Here is a 19,105-nt window from a genome sequence, read left to right as displayed (position 1 = left end):
AATAAATGCTAAAAAACAATACCATAACAGCCGGTATCATAGGTGGTTCCATACTGCCCGGCATCAGCTTGTTTATATTTTTGTATTTGCTGAAGGGTAATTTTCTCATCTTCGATAAACCCGGCACTCCCTACCTGGTGGCCATCGCTTTAAATCTTTTTATTACCCGTTATTGCTATAAAAAAGGAATGGATAAAACAGGAGCGGGTATAATTGTGGTTACCTTTTTATTTATGGCCGCCGTGTTCATTTTTAAATTACAACCCCTCAGATGAAATATTACCTGGTAGCCGGCGAGGCCTCGGGCGATTTGCATGGGGCTAATTTAATGAAGGAATTAAAAAAGCTGGACAATGCGGCCGACTTTCGTTTCTTTGGCGGCGACCTTATGCAGGCCGAAGGCGGTACACTGGTAAAGCACTATGCCGATATGGCCTTTATGGGTTTTGTGGAAGTGGTGGCAAATTTACCGGCTATCCTTAAAAACCTGAAATCGTGTAAGCAGGACATCAGCCAATACCAGCCCGATGTTTTGGTGCTGATAGATTTTCCGGGCTTCAACCTTAAAATTGCCCAATACGCCAAAAGCATCGGTCTGGAGGTATACTATTATATATCGCCCAAAGTTTGGGCCTGGAACCAGAAACGGGTTTTAAAGATCAAGCGGATAGTAGACCACCTGTTTTGCATCCTGCCTTTCGAAGTGGAATTTTATAAAAGCTGGGGCATGGAAGTTGATTATGTGGGTAACCCCCTGCTGGATGCCATTTCGGCCTTTAAGCCAGATTCCGGTTTCTTGAAGCAGCACAACCTGGAGGGAAAAAGAATTGTTGCCCTGCTGCCCGGCAGCCGCAAACAGGAAATTAGTTATTTACTGCCCGATATGGTTGCCGTGGCCAAACAGTTTACAGATTTTCAGTTTGTGATAGCCGGCGCGCCATCTTTTAAAGTCGATTTTTATACCGAATTTTTGCAGGATAGCAACATCCCCATAATATTTAACGCTACTTACAATTTGCTTAAACATGCCGAGGCAGCCGTTGTAGCATCGGGCACCGCCACGTTGGAAACTGCTCTTTTTAATGTACCGCAGGTGGTGGTTTACAAAGGCAACTCCGTAACTATAGCTATAGCAAGAGTACTGGTGAAAATTAAATTTATATCACTGGTAAACCTTATTGTTGACCGGGAAATTGTAAAAGAGCTAATTCAGCAGGATTGTACCGAATTTAAAATAGCTGCCGAACTCAATGCTATACTTAACGATAAAGCTTACCGGGCAGCCATGCTCAATAACTATGATAAGCTGGACGAGCGCATGGGTACCCCCGGTGCATCGGCAAAAACAGCAGCGCTCATTATAAAATACGCCGCAAAAAAATAAAGCCCCGCAATTTGCAGGGCTTTATCGTTTTCATAGGTGATGTTGTAAAACTTTATAGGTAGATGTATATATGATGATATCAGGCTGCCGACATATTTTCGCGGGCCGCCTGTTGACTGATATTCCTTACGGTACTGTTTGCTTTGAAGCTCCTAAGATCTTGCAATAACATATTCTTCAATTCATTGTCAAAGCGGGCAACTAATTTACTGGCAGATGGTGTTTTGTAAGTTTTCATAGGTAGGTGTATCGTGTAGATAAATAGGTGTATGTTAATTAAGCAGCAGTTGGTAATCCTTGTGTGCGTGCTTTCAATGCTTTTAAATCGTTCATTATAATCATCTTCAATTCGTTATCAAAACGTGCTGTTAATTTGCTGGTTGCTGGTTTTCTTGTGGTTTTCATAGTTTTAGTTTTTTGTATATTTTAAATGTCTTTTGTTTAATCTTCTTTTTCTGTTTCCTGGTTTTCGGTAAGGTTATCCTTGCGCCTTTTTGCCTCGTTGTATTGCCTTAAAATTTGTTCCTGATCTCGCGGATCAGTTGTTTTTGCTGGCTCTACCGGGTTTTGCCATTCTTTTTCTTCTTCCTTAACCGTTTTCTTTTTAGTTTCCATAACAGTTATGTTTGATGAGTAGTATTCCAATCCTGTGCCAAAAATTGGTGTGCATCAAAAAAAAGTCATTTCAGCGTCTGTAATTTTTTACGATACGATGTAATTGCCTGTTTTTAAAGGTTTTTGAACCAAATATTTTTTTGGTTTTTTTATACAGCGTATGTGGGGTTTGTTTTCAAACTGTACGCTGATAACTATGATTCCGAACACCTGCCCTAAATCCGAACGTTTTTCTTGTAGTTAATAAAGTGCACAATAAGTGCAATGCCGGCAAAAGCGGCACCTATGGCGCATACACCGTTCCACTGGTAATTTTTCCAAAGCTGGCTGGCCAGGAACGTGCCGGATGCACCGCCCACAAAGTATGATACCATATATACCGTGTTAAGCCTGTTGCGCGCCTCCGGTATCAGCGAGAAAATGATGGATTGATTGGAGATATGCGTGGCCTGTACGCCCATATCCAATATGATAACCCCAATAATGAGCCCGGCAATGCTATGGCTGGAAAAGTAGAATACAATGTAGGAGATGAGCACCAATAATAAGGTATAGCCCGAGAGTTTGTACGAGTCCATTTTATCGCTCAGGCGACCCATCATCCCGGCTGCCAAGGCCCCGAAGGCGCCCACCAGGCCAAAGGCGCCTGCCGCCGCACTGCCCTCGTTAAACTGCGGCTGTTTTAAAAGGAATACAAGGGTTGTCCAAAATGCGCTGAAACCCGCAAAGCACAAAGCCCCGCGAAATGCCGCCATACGCAGTTTGGGCTGTGTTTTAATTAAATGCACCAACGATTTCATCAGGTTTTTATAATTACCCTTATAATCGGGTTCTACTTCGGGTAAAAACAAAAATATCATGAGCCACATGGCCAGCATCAATCCCGTAGCTATATAATACATGGCCCGCCAGCCCCAATGCTCGCCCACAAAACCGCTCAGTGTGCGCGATAGCAGTATGCCTATCAGCAGACCGCTCATCACAAAACCTATTTTTTTACCGCGCTCGTGTGGTTTGGCCAGGTGCGCCGCCATTGGTATAAGCAATTGCGGAATAACCGACGATAAACCCAGCAGAAACCCCGCCACCGTCATCACCAAAATAGAGGTTGCCATAGCGCTGGCCAGCAGGGCTATAATAACCACAGCAAAATCTATAACTATAAGCCTCTTGCGTTTAACCATATCGGCCAGCGGAATAATGAACAACAGCCCCGTGGCATAACCAATTTGAGTGAACAGCGATACTTGCTGCGCTTTTTTATCGGTGATGTTAAAAGTGTGTGCAATATCGGCCAGCAGGGGCTGGTTGTAGTAAATATTAGCCACCACCAATGATGTTGCAATGGTCATGATCCATAACGTGAACATGGTTAAATGCGGATGATCTTTTGATGGCTGGGTAGCTGTCATGGCTGTTTTTAAGTAAATGCGGTGCAAAAGTGCGTAAGCATTTTTTAAAAAAGGCTTTATTAAAGTAATTTTTATCTCATAAAAAACAATAAGATAAATGTTATGGAGTTTAAATATTGAAGAAAATATTACCGCAAGCAGATGTTTTTTATAAATTTTGACAAAAAAATGCATTTGTTCTTTAAAAAAATAGATTTAAAATGAAATTTTGACAAGTATTTGCGTTGAAAATTTATTTTTGTTCTATTTTTTAATTTTTTTTATGTTAAAATTTGTTAAAAATTGATTTTTTATCAAAATAAAATGGTTGATTAATAATAATTGATTCAAAAAAGTGTTATTTAATTATGTTGATTAAAAAGATTTGAAAAATTATCAGATTTATAAAGTTTTATTTGTATTTTTGAGAATCAAACAGGGGATGTGAGTTGTTTTGATAAATGTTACAAAAAAATTACAAAATAAAATTAGTGTAATTAAAAAGTTAGTGTTACTTTTACACCATAATAAAAACACACATAAAATAGTCTTCTCATAATTTAGGTTTATAATTGGTTAGTAAAGGCCCCTGCCCATCAGGGGCTTTACTTGTTTTATAGCTTTTCTGTTTTGCTCCGGTTTGTTTTTCAGTAACGTTTCTTTGGCTAATTATTTAGCATTGGTTTTGTCGGCCTTGAGCCTTAATCAAGTTATTTTTAGGGGAGTTTTATACCACAAACAAGTTGAAAATTTATTGATCAGCAAATTTTAAACTTTATTGGCAAATATCATCTAAACGCATATATTTGCACTCCATCAAAACGGGGGATTAGCTCAGCTGGCTAGAGCGCTTGCATGGCATGCAAGAGGTCATCGGTTCGACTCCGATATTCTCCACACATTGATTATCAGGCTTTTAGATTGGCATCTAAAAGCCTGATTTTTTTACAGGTACAACATAGGTACAACACTTTCATCCCTTATTATCAAGTTTTAGTACTTCGAAAAATGCGCGAAATGTTTTTTTTTGATATTTTTTAGTCAATTTAGATTACATCCCGCGCATGTCAAAAACTAATTTTACCCGATACTCACTTCTTTTTCGATCCTTCATATCGGATGTTCAACTCCCTTAATGGTAATAATGGTAGTTTTAATACAGATTAAAAAACGAGCGAATTACACTACCTATGAAAGACCATTCGCAAGAGTATGGGGTGCTGGAAGTCGTGGGTTCAGATTCCCGCCATATCGACTTAAAAATAAAGGACGTAAGATTAAAAAAGGCCTTTCGCACGTTGATTCAAAATACTAAAGCAAAAGATTTTCAAAATCACTCAAAGGCTATCAATACGGCTTAAACGCTCCAAATCTTCCACAAATCGGGTCGAAAATCTTTCACTTTTGGCTAAGTGCATGAGGTAGCCCTTACTGGACGTTTCTCGAACTACTTCTTACAAGATCTCAGGGCTTTCGCTTTTTAATATTATGCCGGTCGATTTTGCAAGTATTTAATTCTTAATCAAGAAAATAGTTATATTGGCACTCTAATTATTTGCCACATTTTTGATTAAATACGACAGGATGCCGGTTTATAAAGCATACCATGATAATGAGCTCCTTGACCTTTTAAATAGGGAAGACCATTTAGCGTATACCGAGATATTTAATCGATACAGTGCCCCACTTTACGCACATGCTTACAATAAATTACGTAACGAAGATGATGCGCACGACGTGGTGCAAGAAATGTTCCTAAAGCTATGGGATAAAAGAGCGCGCTTTGGTGACGGCCTTACCGCTGGGGACGAGCGTAAAATCAATCTTGCAGGTTATTTATTTACCGGTGTTCGCAACGCGATTTTCGACATGATCAGGCATAGAAACGTGGCTGCGGCTTATGAAGAGTCTTTCCTTAAATTTGATACTCAACATTATCCCATCGCCGATTACCTGATTAGGGAAAAACAGTTCGCAGAACTTATCGAAAAGGAAATTGCCGCTTTACCACCCCGAATGCGGGAGGTGTTTGAGCTAAGCAGAAAAGATAACTTGTCTTACAAGGAGATTGCGTTGAAAATGAATATCGCCGAATCAACCGTTGCAGATCAGATGAAGAAAGCACTGAAGATCCTGCGGCCCAAGATCGGGATGATGATGATCGCGTATTACCTGTTAAACCAATAAAAAAATATTTTTACAATGCATCCCCTATGGTGCTAACATGATCGTATTACTGATGGATGAAGCTAAGACATCCTTGTAGTAATGCAGCGTAACCAATTAAAGGCCCTAATTAAAAAGTATCAGAATAGCGAGTGCACCGAGGAGGAAAAGGCACTGCTTGAAAGGTGGTACCTGAACTGGAACGAGGAAGACAGAACAGCGCTTTCTGAAGAACAACTTGTAAAAGCGCAACAACGTCTCTGGGCGGGTGTAGCGCCAAAGCCAAAAGCCTCAATTGTTAAAATATGGGCAAGATATGTTGCAGCAGCAGTCATAGTTATTGCTGTGGGTATCGGCATGTATAATTATGTCACCAAGCCATCCGGAAAAACCCATCCATCTACAACTGCTCAAAACATCATTGTTCCTGGTAGAAATAAAGCTTATCTCGTTTTGGCTGATGGTAAGCGGATCAGTTTAACAGATCAAAAGAACGGCGCTATTGCAACGCAGGCCGGCGTGCAGGTTTTGAAAACCGCAGACGGGCAGTTAAGTTACGTCATTGCCGATCAGGGGCATAGTGCTTCTTTAGTGTATAACACCATTGAGACACCCAAAGGCGGTCAATACGAGGTAGTTTTACCGGATGGCTCAAAGGTTTGGCTCAATGCAGTATCCTCACTCAGGTTTCCATCGAGTTTTGCAGGCCTGGCCGCCAGAAAGGTGGAATTAAAAGGTGAAGCATATTTCGAAGTAGCTAAGAGTACGCACTCAAACTTACCTGTTCCATTTCAGGTATCTACCAACAAACAAGAGATTCAGGTATTAGGCACGCACTTTAACGTCAATAGTTATGCCGATGAAGAACAAACTAAAACGACTTTGCTGGAGGGCTCTGTCAGGGTACAAAGTGCCGACAAACAGTTTGCTGAAGTCTTGAAACCCGGAGAACAATCATTGTTGAGTAATAACAGGCTCATGGTGCAAAGGGCAAACATCGAAGAAGCCGTTGCCTGGCAAAACGGGAATTTCAGTTTCTATGCCGAAGATATCAGCAGCATTATGCGGAAACTGGAACGATGGTATAATATAGAGGTAGATTATAAGGGGCAGGTAACAGACGAACGCTATTACGGAAGCATTGCCCGCTCAAAGAATATTACTGAAGTGTTAAAAATGCTTGAAAAAGCGCAAGGTGTTCATTTTAAGATAGAAGGAAGGAGGGTAACCGTCATGCAGTAACGCTATACATGCCTTAAAATGATCTAGTCAAAAAGTCACCCCGGGTGGAGCCGGGATGACTATGTACTTAGATTATCCCAATTAAACTAATTGAAGAACCGCAAGGTGCCGTAACCATCTGAAAATGAAAGGCGCATTGCATATTAAACCCAAGCTTGTCAAATGTACAAATTTTACAAACAAAAATTGGTGCAGCCGCCCCGCTGCATTTACAAAAGCCTGTTAATTATGAAGTTAACAACGCTGATTATCGTGATCTCTATGCTGCAGGTGAGCGCAAGTTCCTTTGCACAGAAGATCACCTTATCACAAACAAATGCCTCGCTACCCGAGGTGTTCAGCCAGATCAAAGCCCAAAGTGGTTATGATTTTATATTTAATGCCACTACGGTAAAAGGGGCCGGAAAGATCAGCATACATGTAAAAAATGCTGGTTTGACTGAAACGCTGAAACAGCTTTTTGCCGGCCAGCCTTTAAACTACACCATTGAAAATAATTCGGTAATAGTTACCAAAAAGGAAGTGACGACAACCGCACCGATCATGGTTGAAACGACAGTTAACGGCCGCGTGCTGGATGATAAGGGGCTACCTATACCGGGCGTTACCGTGACGGTAAAGAACTCGCCGGTACAAACCGTTACGAACAATAATGGTGAGTATACGATTAAAACGGAACCTGATGGGGTATTGATGTTCAGTTATATCGGATACCAGACGCAAGAGGTTCAGGTTGCTAATAAAAAGGTTATTGATGTTGTGCTCGCGCTGAATTTGGGTAAGCTTGATGAAGTGGTTGTGGTAGCATATGGTACACAGCAACGAAAAACATTAACGGGGGCAATTTCCACTGTTCAAAGCGAAGATCTCACAGCGGCGCCCCTGGCCGGCGTAACCAATGCGCTGGCGGGCCGCCTGCCGGGCTTGGTTTCCCAGCAGCTAAGCGGCCAGCCCGGGAGTGACGCCGCCACGTTAAGCATCCGCGGATTTGGCAATGCACTGGTTATCGTAGATGGTGTTGAATCGAACATGAACAACATTGATGCAAATCAAATTGAATCAGTATCGATCCTGAAAGATGCTTCCGCGTCTATTTACGGTGCACGGGCTGGCAATGGGGTAATTTTAGTTACCACAAAGAGAGGGGGCGGCAAAAAGCCCATAATTTCACTTGCCAGCAACTATACGCTACAAGGTGTAACCAATATGCCGCACCCGGTTAATGCCGGTCAATATGCCGAATTGCGTAGGGAAGCATGGCTACAGTCAGGGCAACCGGAAGCAACTGCACCGTACACACAGGAACAGATTAATAAATACTACGACGGTACTGACCCTAATTTTCCAAACACCGATTGGTACGACGTACTTATCAGGCCATGGGCACCGCAGGTTCAAACAAACTTATCGGTGCGTGGCGGTTCAGAGAAAATAAAATTTTACGGTTTTCTAGGTTATACTGATCAGGAGTCAATATGGCGAAAAAATGGCGGCGACTACAACCGGTATAACTTACAGTCGAACATTGATGCAAAAATTACAGACAATTTGTCTTTGCAATTTGACCTTTCTACGGTTATTGAAGATATGAATTATCCGTTGCGTCCCCAATCATCCAACGGCGCGGCCTGGCAGGATTTCTGGAATACACTACCCATATACCCATCTGAGTTTCCAGATCCTACGAAAATACCATTTGCTAACGGAGGAGGAACGGGAGGAGCGCATATTACCACGAATAGTGACATATCGGGCTATAACAAAACCAGTAAGCAAAATCTCAAAGGTACCATTGCGCTAAACTACAACATAGCAAAAGTAAAGGGCCTTTCTGCAAGAGCGTTATTTAATTATTTGCAGGATTACATCACCGAAAAGGCGTTTACCAAGCCTGTAAGTTTTTATTACTATGATTATACCAGCGGTATATATTCCCTGGCGGGCTCTATGGGGTCAAAGGCGTCGCTAAGTATTGGCGATACCAAAAGCAGGATACTTACAACCCAACTGTCGTTGAACTATGATCGCATTATAAGGGACGATCATCATATCTCAGCCCTTGCGCTATATGAAGAGATCACTTCCAGAAGCGATTTTTTAACCGGGGCAAGAACCAATTTTTTAACGCCTGCTATAGATCAGCTATTTGGCGGAAGTACAGTTAATCAATTCGCAAACGGACTTGCTACTGAAGGCGGCCGGAAAAGTTATATCGGCAGACTTAAATATGACTATAAAAGCAAGTATTTATTTGAAGCTACCTTAAGAGCAGATGCATCGGCGAGATTTGCACCCGAAAAGCGATGGGGTTACTTCCCTGGGGTATCAGCAGGCTGGGTACTTTCGCGAGAGAAGTTTTTAGCTAACACATCTTCATACCTTGATGAACTGAAATTACGGGCCAGTTATGGTAAATCGGGAAATGACGGCATTGGCAATTTTCAATTTTTGTCAGGTTATCAATATGGTGGCACCTACCTGTTTGGTAACAATGCTTCGCAAGGTATAGCCTCTACCTGGCTGGCCAATCCAAATTTAACATGGGAAAGAATTAAAATCTCGAACGTAGGCCTTGACGCATCATTCTGGAACGGCTTATTAAGCGGCCAGTTTGAGGTTTTTTACCGCGAAAGAAACGGGATACTATTTACCCGGGGCAATACATTGCCATCCACCTTTGGCGCGCTTTTGCCTACAGAAAATATAAACAGTACCAATGACAGAGGTTTTGAAGTAAAATTAGGTACCGCCGGAAAAAAGAATGACTTCTCCTGGAATATCAGCGCTAACGCTTCATGGTCAAGGTCAAAATGGAACCATTATGAAGAGCCTGAATATACGGATCCGGATCAAATACGGATAAGTAAACGTTCGGGCAGGTGGACCGATGATACCTACGGATATATCAGCGACGGACTGTTTACTTCGATGGATCAGATAGCCGCGTTGCCGTTCGATCAGGATGGTCAAAAAAATGCCTCGTTACGGCCCGGTGATATCCGTTTTATTGACCTGAACGGCGATGGCAGGTTAGATTGGCGGGATCAGAAAAATGTAGGCATGGGTTCAATACCGCACTGGATGGTCGGGTTAAATGCAGCGTTTAAATACAAAAACTTTGATTTGGCCACTTTATGGCAAGGTGCGTTTGGCCATTACACTTATTTAACGCTTCAACGCGGTTTAGTACCTATCGAAACCCAGTTCAATTCGAGGTGGACGGAAGCTAATAATAATCCAAACGCACTTGTGCCAAGATCGGGCGGTGCAGCTTCTAACTCTTTCGCTTCGGATTTTTACTACAAAAATGCGGGCTATTTGCGATTGAAGTCGCTAACCGTGGGCTATAGTTTGCCTGCTTCAGTACTTCAGAAAGTAAACGTACAGCAATTACGGATTTATTTTGCCGGAACTAACCTGCTGACCTTTGACAGGTTGAAAGATTACGGGGTTGATCCCGAAGCACCCGCCGGTAGCCTGGGTCTTTATTACCCTCAGCAACGAACCCTATCTCTGGGTTTGAATGTCTCACTTTAACGTTAAACTAAAGCAATGAAAAAGTTATATACGCTTATCATAGTATTGGCACTTTCGGCATCATCCTGCCAAAAAAATGTGTTAGATAAAGTCCCCCTTGACATTATTTCGGATGCCACGGTATGGAATGATCCCATATTGATCGATGCCTATCTTACGCAGGTATACAGTCAATTATCCATTTTGACTAATGAAACCAAGGGCAACGACTGGAATACAGGTGAATCATGGTATACACCTTTTGAGATCAACCAGGTTAGTGATGAAGCAAAAGCTAACCGGGTAGCAGACGCTTACAATTATAAATTTGGTAATCTGAGAATAGATGGTGGTTTGCTGGAGTGGTGGGAACTATCCTATAAATCTATCAGGGAACTCAATATATTTCTTGAACGTATGCCTGCTTCGCCTATTGATGAAGACCTGAAGAAGAAACGGATTGCAGAGGCAAGATTTTTAAGGGCATTCAACTATTTTGCAATGGTAAAGCGCTATGGAGGCGTTCCGTTGATCACAGTAGCACAGAAATTGGATGACGATAACGCTACATTATATCCAAAGCGAAACAAAGAAGAAGAAATATATGATTTTGTGCTGTCGGAGATGGATGCCGTTGCTAATGACCTTCCTGAAAAGGTTGCTGACAATGACTATGGCAGACCATCAAAGTACGCTGCCCTGGCACTAAAATGCAGAGCCGCGCTTTATGCCGGAAGTATAGCACAATTTAGTACCGTACAATTAGACGGGGTGGTGGGTATCGCCGCTGCAAAAGCAACAGAATATTATCAAGCAGCTTATGATGCTGCTACCCTTATTATGAATGGTTCCGGTCATGCATTATATAAAGCCGATGCCGATAAGGTCACCAATTTCCGGAATATCTTTTTGGTTAAACGAAACCCGGAAGTTATATGGGCCAAAGCACATAACCTGAGCGACAAAGACGCAGGTGGTAACGGCTGGGCCTATGATTTTTTTCAAACCCCTGTACCCAATGCCTGGGGCGGTGGAAATGCGGATGGTGTTTACCTTGAAATGGCTGAAGAGTTTGAACATACAGACGGCAGTTCAGGCAAATTAGACCGTAATGCCATTCAGCAGGGACTATGGACGACTACCGATTTGTGGAAGGATAAAGATCCCCGCTTTTTTGCGACGCTTTATACCATGAACACACCCTGGAAAGGTGGCTTGATAGACTGGCATATGGGGATACTAAAACCCGACGGAACCATACAAACCGACGGTTCTTATAACGGTAGGCTGGCTATGGGGACACAAGATGGCACTACTGGTTTCGGTGTAATGAAATATTTGGATGAGGCGAAAGATAATACGCAAAACATTCGCGGAACATCGCAAACAGATTATATCATTTTCCGTTATGGCGAGGTATTGCTTAATTATGCGGAAGCCGCATTTGAACTTGGAAAAACCAATGATGCTTTAAACGCTGTTAATCAGATCAGGGAGCGAGGCGGAATTAAGTTACTGACCTCTATAGACAGGGCTAAGATACACCATGAGCGGAAAGTTGAGCTGGCTTTTGAAGGTCAGCGTTATTGGGATGTGAGACGGTGGCGGACCGCCGTGGCAGATCTGTCCGTGAACGGATCTGGTTTGCGCTATGTATTGGAACCTACCAGTAACAAGTATAAGTTGATGGTTATCGAAAAAATTGACGGAACTGTGCGCGTACCCGCTTTTTTCCAACGGAATTATTATTTGCCCATCACACTTGGCCGGACAAGTAATAACCCCAATTTAGTAGAAAACCCCGGATACCAATAAAAATTAAATTATGAAATTTCCTTTTTTTCTTTCTGTTTTCCGTCCCTTAAGGGATGGAAAACGGGAAAAATATGCCCTTTTTTTATCGCTTATGTTTACTTGCACCGGTTTGTTTGCTCAAGAAACTGCACCTGTAACCATTATACCGCAACCGGTACAACTGGAAAAATCAACAGGTGCGTTTATCCTCAGCAATCAAACAGTTATTAAAGCAGATGCCCCTAACGATAGAACCGTTTTGTTTCTGTTACAATATTTGAACCGCAGGTTTGCACATACCGGCAAAAAGATTAGTGTCGCCAAATCAAATGCTGCAGCATCGGCACCATTGATAGTTTTGACCAGCACGGGATCGGAAGCGCTTCTGGCCGAAGGATACCGCCTCAAGGTAACACCGCGTAAAGTTACCATCATCGGAAAGGGTGCCGGGTTGCTGTATGGTGTGCAATCGTTTATCCAATTATTGCCTTTAAAGTTTGCTAAAACTGCGGCCATACCTTGTTTAACAATTAATGATTATCCCAGGTTTCCATACCGGGGGTTGATGGTAGATGTGGCCAGGCACTTTTATTCCGTATCAGATATTAAGACCCTGTTGGATCTTATGGCATCGTACAAACTGAACCGGTTTCATTTCCATCTTACCGATAATGAAGGCTGGCGTATCGAAATAAAAAAATATCCCAAACTGGCACAAATTGGCGGATTCAGAAAAGAAAGTCATATTGGTTTTAACAGGGATTGGTTTGATGAAATGCCTTATGGCGGCTACTATAAACAGGAAGAAATTAAAGACTTGGTGAAATATGCCCAGGAAAGATACATCACGATTATACCGGAAATAGAAATTCCTGCACATTCAAGAGCCGCTTTGCGTGCCTATCCCGAGCTTAAATGCCAGCTTCCCGAAGATGTTAAAAATAAGGAGTTGGCTGATTTCCTTTACTGCCCTACCGAGGAAACCTTTAAATTTCTTGAAGATGTACTAACCGAAGTTATTGATCTGTTTCCGAGTAAACTAATTCACATCGGTGGTGATGAGGCCGATAAAACCCCGTGGAAACAGTCTGCTTTTACACAAAAACTCATAAAAGATCTTAAGTTGAAAGACGAGTATGAATTGCAAAGCTATTTTATTCATCGTATAGAAAAATTCGTTAATAAAAAAGGACGTAATATCATTGGCTGGGACGAGATATTGGAAGGAGGATTAGCACCCAACGCAACGGTAATGAGCTGGCGGGGCGAAGAAGGCGGCATAGCGGCGGCAAAAATGAACCATGATGTCATTATGGCTCCGGCCGGGAATGGGTTGTATCTTGATCATGCACAAAGCACATCTGATAGGGAACCTGTAAATATCGGGGGATTCTCTTCACTTCAAAAAACGTATTCGTATGATCCGCAGCCAAAGGTTTTAACTCCGGAGGAGAAAAAACATATTATTGGTGTACAGGCAAACATTTGGACAGAATATATACCTACGCTACCTAAATTGCAATACATGTTACTGCCTCGCATGTTGTCTCTGGCCGAAATTGCCTGGACACCGGTGGATAGGAAAAACGTTGACGATTTCGCCCATATCAGGGTACCCGTACACCTGGCCAGATTGGACAGAGATGGTTTCAACTATCGTGTTCCGACGGCAACGGGGGCAACAGATACAATGATGATCGGGAGCAAATTCACTTTTAAACTCCGATCGGAGCTCCCCGGGGCAAAAATCTTTTTTACAATCAATGGCCGAGTTCCTGATATTACGGATATAGAATACAAGGATTCGCTCACATTTATTTTGCCTCCTAACGAGAAAAGAGAGTTGCAAACAATTGTGGTTACATCTTCAGGAAACAGAAGTATTGCTACCCGTACCATTATGTATAACCAAACGCCGTTACAACCGGCTAAGGTTGCAACAACCAGTGCGGGATTAACTTACCAATTGTATAATGGTTCGTTTACTGATTTTACGGAGTTAATGTGTATCAATCCAACAGAGACAGGGCAGGTTAAAAGCTTTTCTGTTGCGGATTTTTATAAGAAAAGCTCAGCCTTTGGTATTATTTACGAAGGGCTGATAAGTATAGAAGAAGCCGGCCTGCATACATTTTCCCTAACCTCAGATTTTGAAACCCGGCTTTATATTGATGATACGATGATCATCGACAATGTTAAAAATCAATCGAGTTTAACCCGGCACGAACGGGAAGGCGCCGTTTTACTACTGCCCGGCTTTCACAAAGTCCGCATCGAATATTTGAATTTGTGGACAGGCAATCCGTTTAAGGTCGAAATCAGGAAACCGACCAAAGCTACAAAAGAACCAATTGAACAATTATTATATCACTAAACTTTAAATTATGCCTTTATTGCCAGAAGGTTGGGTGCCCGCAGGGTTAACGCCAACCTACATTAATGCTACATCATTTTCGTTTACCGGAAATCAAACCGCTATTGTTGCTAAACAAAGGCGTGTGAGAGCATCGCTTGGAAGCGCTTATTTGTACGGGTATGTTGTTTCAGCAGTATATTCCACGGTTACCACAGTAACTGTTAAATGGGATAGCGGATCGCTCACCAGCGCTTTATCAGCCGTAGATATGGGAATATCAGACAGCCTGAATACAGATATACCGCAACAGTTTCAGTATTTTTTAAATGTAAAAGACCCCCGGTTTGGCGCGGTAGGCAACGGAACAACGGATGATACCGCCGCTATTAATAACGCGGTTGCCTATTTAAATACGTATGGTGGCGGCAAGCTTTTTTTTCCCGCCGGTACATACCGTGTATCGCTGATCACCGTAACCACTAATATCACCATAGAAGGAGAAGGAATTGATAAAACCATTATCAAGAGAACCGACAGCGCTACAGGCGGCGTATTATTGGTGAATGCCAGAAACCTGCGGTTTACAGCAATAGATATCACCTTCGACGGAAACCGGACTAATAACACCAACCAGGCGCACACCGTAACAGTTGTAACCGGTGTATTTGAAGTGCTTTTTGAGCGGTGCAGATTTACAGGCGGTAAAGGATATGGCGTTGGTTTAAATATCGGCGATAATAACAGTAATAAAATAAGTAATGGCCTGCGCCGCATCTCGATGTGCCAGTTTGACAATAACGATGGTTACGGCCTGCAATGCACCCAGGAGAACCATATCCATTTACTGGACAACGAGGTGTTTTCCAACAACAGCGGCGGTGTTAGTATTTCGTGGTATGTTTTCCCGCCTGTTACGGGCTCCCAGCAAAATTACCTGATCTCCAGGAATAAGATCTATTCTAACCAGGGCAGCGGGTTGTTCATACTGGGCTATTATACAGGTGGTACTGCGCAGCATTTAATCTATGGGCCACGGCCATCTGCCAACCTTAACTTCCAGGTGGACGCCAATCAATTTTATCTCAATTCGTCTTATGGCCTGGCAGTACAGGCAGATGGGGCGGTTGTAACAAATAATCTGTGTTACTCTAACGGTGTTTATGGTCAACCCCTGGCATCGGTAGTAGCGGGTATATTGTGTAACAGCGCGGGTGCTATCATCTCAGGAAATATATGTAAGCAAAACACCGGTTATGGTATTGACGCGGGTGGGACGATCTATTCAACCATAAGCGGTAATTACATCGTTAATAACGCTGCACAAACGGGCGGCGGGTTTATCGGGCTAAACGTAGGTGCCTGCCAGCACTCCATTGTAAGTGGAAATGTTTTGGAGAATAACGGCGGCGCATCGGGCGTACAGATCGATGTACCCGGCTCGGATGGCGCGGCCGACGCTTCATTTGACCAGTTGATGACTGCAATGAAAATAACCGGCAACCAGATATCTTTATCAACCGCTACCCAGATAGGTATAGATGTAAGACGGCTTGCTGATCTGGTGACCGTAGAAAACAATACAGTTAACGGTTTCTCGGATAATAACAATATCATCGTTACAACACCCGGACGTGTAGTAAGCCGGGGGAATACATTTTCAAGCAATGGTTATCTCGGGGCTTTGATACCATCTGCAGCAACTTTGATTATACCCGATGCCGGAGAATACTTTGTAGTTACCGGTACCACAGCCATAACAGATATCCGTACATTCAGCCAGCAAACTTATTACAGAAAAGTGCTGGATATACAGATCACAAACGGTGGATCAGGATATAGCCCGGCCAGTCCACCCGTAATTACTATTTCGGGCGGGGGCGGCAGTGGCGCCACAGCTATTGCAGATGTTTCCAACTCTGGCAAAGTAGTAAGTGTTCATATCACCAACCCAGGTTCGGGTTACACCAGCTTGCCTGCAATAACTATAACCGGCGGCGGTGGTACAGGTGCTTCAGGAACTGCTGTGGTAGGTTGTAACAATACACGCGGAAGAAACTTTACATTACTGTTTTTGGATGGCTTAACCATTAACAGCGGAAATAATATTGTTTTGCCTGTGCCATCCATCGCTGCAACAGCCGGAAGCTGTATGAGCTTCATCGGTCAGTTTAACATATTATACCAAACTTCAAGAACTTCCTGAAACACGAGCACCTATTATGAAAAGAGTAATTTTTATATTTACAATCATAGCTGCCGGGTTATTGACATCCTGTGGCAGTAAATCTACTAACGGAGAAGCAGATGACATCACAGTCGCGGTTTATTACTTTCCTAATTATCACCCCGGAGATTCCCGTAACAGTAAGGAGAAAGGACCGGGATGGTCTGAATGGGAACTGGTAAAAGCCGCAAAATCAAGATTTGCAGGTCACAGGCAACCGAGGGTGCCCTTATGGGGCTATACGAATGAAGCCGATCCTAAGCAAATGGCGCAAAAGATTGCGGCAGCGGCAGCTAATGGCATTAATGCGTTTATATTTGACTGGTATTATTACGATGATGGCCCTTTTCTGGAAAAAGCATTGGAGCAGGGATTTATGAAAGCGCCTAATAATGATTTGCTGAAATTCAGCCTGATGTGGGCAAACCACGATTGGGAAGAGATACATCCCTATACCGAAGGAGCCCCGCGTGAGGTGCTATACCCGGGTAAAATCACTCCTCAAACATGGGACAAAATGACGGATATGATCATCAGCCGTTATTTTAAGCATAAATCGTACTGGCTTATTGACGGTGCGCCGTATTTTTCTGTTTATGATTTAAGTAAGTTGCAGGAGTCGTTCGGATCAGTCGCCGCTACGGCCAAAGCGCTTGCCGACTTTAGAAAGAAAACCATAGCCGCCGGCTTTAAAGATCTGCACCTGAATGCTGTAGTTTGGGGAAACCCTATTTTACATGCCGAAAAAACCGTTACTGATCCTGTGGCGCTGGTTCATGAGCTTGGTTTTAACTCAGTGACCTCGTATGTGTGGATACATCACGTGCCGCTTCACCAGCAGGTGGTGCCGTTTGATACCGTTAAAAAAGCATATATGAAATATGCCATGGAAGCAACTAATAACTATGCGGTGCCCTATTTTCCAAATGTTTCTGTAGGATGGGATGCTTCTCCGCGTACCGACCAGCGTACGCCTTTCAATAATTCCGGATATCCATATACCAATACAATCGGGGAAAACACTCCTGCAGCCTTTGAAAGTGCATTGCGCGATGTAAAACAATTTATGCAGACTCACGCACAAAAGGTAGTTACCATCAACTCCTGGAACGAGTGGACCGAAGGCAGTTACTTGGAACCTGATACCACGCATCGTATGAAATACCTTGAAGCGATAAAAGCGGTGTTCGGAAAAAAACAAGTGAGTGCTCAATCAAAATAATTTAGTTGTATGAAGATTCTTGGTAAGCTATTTATATGGTTTATTTTGCTGTTACCGACGGCCGCTTTTGCGGCCGCCCCGGCAGCGGATTTTGTGATGTGGCAACTTCCGTCCCAAGTGAATACGCACGGCAATTCATATGTGTTTAAACTAAAAAATGGAAGTGTGTTTGTTATTGATGGCGGCACAAAAGACGAAACGCCCTATCTCCGCGGTTTTTTGGCAGCATTAGGTAATCGCGTAGAAGGATGGTTCATTAGTCACCCGCATTTCGATCACATGGGGGCACTGAACGAGATCCTGAAAAAACCTGGTGATATCAAAATAGCCAACATTTACCATGCGGCACTTTCTGAGGGATATATAGATGCCGAACCGGAATATACAAGCCAAACGCGCGAATTCTATGGAAATCTAAAAGCATCAGGCATAAACATCACTGATGTTAAAAAGGCGGGTTTCACGGTTCGGTCAGGTAAAACCAGGTTTAAAATCCTTTCTGAAAAAGATGAAGCCATTGCTGTTAACCCCTATAATAATCAAAGCATGGTGATAAGGGTTTGGGATCCTAAAAAATCAATTGTTTTTTTGGGTGACTTGGGTATTGAAGGAGGAGAGAAATTACTGAACGGGAAGTATAGGCCGGATCTGGACTGCGATTACCTTCAAATGGCACATCATGGGCAAAAAGGAGTAAGCAAGCAGTTTTACCGCAGCATAAAATTCAGGGCTTGTTTATGGCCAACACCATTATGGCTTTGGAACAATGACGGTGGTAGAGGATATAACACCCATACTTTTGAAACCGTTGAAATACGCGCCCTGATGGATGAATTAGGGATAAAAAGACATTATATTGCTTGGCAGGGGTTGGCTAAAATAGAATGATATCGGGCAGCTCTTATTAGGAAGGACTTTCATGGACTTTTCTATATTTAGAGTTATTTCAATATCAAGCGCTTACTGGACATTTCTCGAACTGCTTTCTCGCATATCTCCGTGCTTTTGCCTTCAATAAAGCTCCTAAACGTAAATGATTCTCAAATAATAACAACATTCGGATTAGTGGTTTTTTGTGACCATTCTTTCAATATCTCAGATCAATTTAAGATTCGTTCGGTAATTTTTTTCCTCTGCACATCCCACCACATTACCGCTTAAACAACTGAAGCTCAAAACAGGAAAATTGTCAAGG

At 42.8% G+C, this 19,105-nt stretch carries 15 protein-coding genes and 1 tRNA gene; 12 read left to right on the top strand and 4 right to left on the bottom strand.

The annotated features are described in order from the left end of the window. The first annotated feature begins 5 nt into the window (after positions 1–5). Together BLS59_RS14400 and lpxB are read left to right on the top strand one after the other, a co-directional pair. Positions 6–275, top strand: a complete 270-nt coding sequence (locus tag BLS59_RS14400; protein WP_091149988.1) for a hypothetical protein — start codon at positions 6–8, stop codon at positions 273–275. Then, a complete protein-coding gene (lpxB, locus tag BLS59_RS14395; RefSeq protein ID WP_091149987.1) occupies positions 272–1,384 on the top strand; it encodes a lipid-A-disaccharide synthase in 1,113 nt (370 codons plus the stop codon). The genes BLS59_RS14400 and lpxB overlap by 4 nt, the downstream gene beginning before the upstream one ends. 79 nt (positions 1,385–1,463) lie before the next feature. Here the strand turns inward: lpxB and BLS59_RS31640 are convergent, their stop codons facing one another. The 4 genes from BLS59_RS31640 to BLS59_RS14390 all read right to left on the bottom strand — a co-directional run bounded on the left by BLS59_RS31640 (position 1,464) and on the right by BLS59_RS14390 (position 3,411). Beyond that, on the bottom strand, positions 1,464–1,622 hold the full coding sequence (locus tag BLS59_RS31640) for a hypothetical protein (RefSeq protein ID WP_162842639.1): 159 nt from the start codon (positions 1,620–1,622) through the stop codon (positions 1,464–1,466). A 38-nt stretch (positions 1,623–1,660) separates the two neighbouring features. After that, the gene (locus tag BLS59_RS32495) at positions 1,661–1,789 is read right to left on the bottom strand and encodes a hypothetical protein (protein ID WP_262492950.1); all 129 of its coding nucleotides are present in this window, start codon (positions 1,787–1,789) and stop codon (positions 1,661–1,663) included. 36 nt (positions 1,790–1,825) lie between these two features. After that, positions 1,826–1,999, bottom strand: coding sequence for a hypothetical protein (locus BLS59_RS31635; protein ID WP_162842638.1), 174 nt, complete (start codon positions 1,997–1,999; stop codon positions 1,826–1,828). Positions 2,000–2,214: 215 nt separating this feature from the next. Beyond that, a complete protein-coding gene (locus BLS59_RS14390; RefSeq protein WP_205411272.1) occupies positions 2,215–3,411 on the bottom strand; it encodes an MFS transporter in 1,197 nt (398 codons plus the stop codon). An 802-nt stretch (positions 3,412–4,213) separates the two neighbouring features. Here BLS59_RS14390 and BLS59_RS14385 point away from each other — a divergent pair. From BLS59_RS14385 to BLS59_RS14345, 10 genes are all read left to right on the top strand, one after another. Next, positions 4,214–4,287, top strand: a tRNA-Ala gene (locus BLS59_RS14385). A 293-nt stretch (positions 4,288–4,580) separates the two neighbouring features. Further along, positions 4,581–4,751: a hypothetical protein gene (locus BLS59_RS31630; RefSeq protein ID WP_162842637.1), complete on the top strand. Its 171-nt coding sequence runs from the start codon at positions 4,581–4,583 to the stop codon at positions 4,749–4,751. 205 nt (positions 4,752–4,956) lie between these two features. Then, complete coding sequence (locus tag BLS59_RS14380; protein ID WP_240315240.1) at positions 4,957–5,577, top strand: RNA polymerase sigma factor; 621 nt, start codon at positions 4,957–4,959, stop codon at positions 5,575–5,577. Between the two features lie 81 nt (positions 5,578–5,658). Then, positions 5,659–6,798, top strand: a complete 1,140-nt coding sequence (locus BLS59_RS14375) for a FecR family protein (protein WP_091149985.1) — start codon at positions 5,659–5,661, stop codon at positions 6,796–6,798. A 228-nt stretch (positions 6,799–7,026) separates the two neighbouring features. Continuing rightward, the gene (locus BLS59_RS14370; RefSeq protein WP_091150209.1) at positions 7,027–10,335 is read left to right on the top strand and encodes a TonB-dependent receptor; all 3,309 of its coding nucleotides are present in this window, start codon (positions 7,027–7,029) and stop codon (positions 10,333–10,335) included. Positions 10,336–10,350: 15 nt separating this feature from the next. Then, the gene (locus BLS59_RS14365) at positions 10,351–12,129 is read left to right on the top strand and encodes a RagB/SusD family nutrient uptake outer membrane protein (protein WP_091149984.1); all 1,779 of its coding nucleotides are present in this window, start codon (positions 10,351–10,353) and stop codon (positions 12,127–12,129) included. A 10-nt stretch (positions 12,130–12,139) separates the two neighbouring features. Continuing rightward, entirely contained in the window at positions 12,140–14,482 is a 2,343-nt protein-coding gene (locus BLS59_RS14360) for a family 20 glycosylhydrolase (protein WP_091149983.1), read from the top strand. 10 nt (positions 14,483–14,492) lie between these two features. Next, positions 14,493–16,667, top strand: coding sequence for a right-handed parallel beta-helix repeat-containing protein (locus BLS59_RS14355; RefSeq protein ID WP_091149982.1), 2,175 nt, complete (start codon positions 14,493–14,495; stop codon positions 16,665–16,667). A 16-nt stretch (positions 16,668–16,683) separates the two neighbouring features. Beyond that, a complete protein-coding gene (locus tag BLS59_RS14350) occupies positions 16,684–17,910 on the top strand; it encodes a glycoside hydrolase family 99-like domain-containing protein (RefSeq protein ID WP_091149981.1) in 1,227 nt (408 codons plus the stop codon). Positions 17,911–17,919: 9 nt separating this feature from the next. Beyond that, entirely contained in the window at positions 17,920–18,798 is an 879-nt protein-coding gene (locus BLS59_RS14345) for a ComEC/Rec2 family competence protein (protein ID WP_091149980.1), read from the top strand. Positions 18,799–19,105: the final 307 nt, after the last annotated feature.

It is taken from the genome of Mucilaginibacter pineti (assembly GCF_900101875.1).
Lineage (GTDB): Bacteria > Bacteroidota > Bacteroidia > Sphingobacteriales > Sphingobacteriaceae > Mucilaginibacter > Mucilaginibacter pineti.
Note: the sequence above shows the minus strand (reverse complement) of the source record. Positions and strands in the feature narration are given on the sequence as shown.

What these genes read in the sequence shown, in the direction of transcription:
- BLS59_RS14360 (WP_091149983.1), top strand. Translation starts at nt 12,140, where the DNA reads ATGAAATTTCCTTTTTTTCTTTCTGTTTTCCGTCCCTTAAGGGATGGA.
- BLS59_RS14370 (WP_091150209.1), top strand. Translation starts at nt 7,027, where the DNA reads ATGAAGTTAACAACGCTGATTATCGTGATCTCTATGCTGCAGGTGAGC.
- BLS59_RS14390 (WP_205411272.1), bottom strand. Translation starts at nt 3,411, where the DNA reads ATGACAGCTACCCAGCCATCAAAAGATCATCCGCATTTAACCATGTTC.
- BLS59_RS31635 (WP_162842638.1), bottom strand. Translation starts at nt 1,999, where the DNA reads ATGGAAACTAAAAAGAAAACGGTTAAGGAAGAAGAAAAAGAATGGCAA.
- lpxB (WP_091149987.1), top strand. Translation starts at nt 272, where the DNA reads ATGAAATATTACCTGGTAGCCGGCGAGGCCTCGGGCGATTTGCATGGG.
- BLS59_RS31640 (WP_162842639.1), bottom strand. Translation starts at nt 1,622, where the DNA reads ATGAAAACTTACAAAACACCATCTGCCAGTAAATTAGTTGCCCGCTTT.
- BLS59_RS14365 (WP_091149984.1), top strand. Translation starts at nt 10,351, where the DNA reads ATGAAAAAGTTATATACGCTTATCATAGTATTGGCACTTTCGGCATCA.
- BLS59_RS14345 (WP_091149980.1), top strand. Translation starts at nt 17,920, where the DNA reads ATGAAGATTCTTGGTAAGCTATTTATATGGTTTATTTTGCTGTTACCG.
- BLS59_RS31630 (WP_162842637.1), top strand. Translation starts at nt 4,581, where the DNA reads ATGAAAGACCATTCGCAAGAGTATGGGGTGCTGGAAGTCGTGGGTTCA.
- BLS59_RS14355 (WP_091149982.1), top strand. Translation starts at nt 14,493, where the DNA reads ATGCCTTTATTGCCAGAAGGTTGGGTGCCCGCAGGGTTAACGCCAACC.
- BLS59_RS14375 (WP_091149985.1), top strand. Translation starts at nt 5,659, where the DNA reads ATGCAGCGTAACCAATTAAAGGCCCTAATTAAAAAGTATCAGAATAGC.
- BLS59_RS14400 (WP_091149988.1), top strand. Translation starts at nt 6, where the DNA reads ATGCTAAAAAACAATACCATAACAGCCGGTATCATAGGTGGTTCCATA.
- BLS59_RS32495 (WP_262492950.1), bottom strand. Translation starts at nt 1,789, where the DNA reads ATGAAAACCACAAGAAAACCAGCAACCAGCAAATTAACAGCACGTTTT.
- BLS59_RS14350 (WP_091149981.1), top strand. Translation starts at nt 16,684, where the DNA reads ATGAAAAGAGTAATTTTTATATTTACAATCATAGCTGCCGGGTTATTG.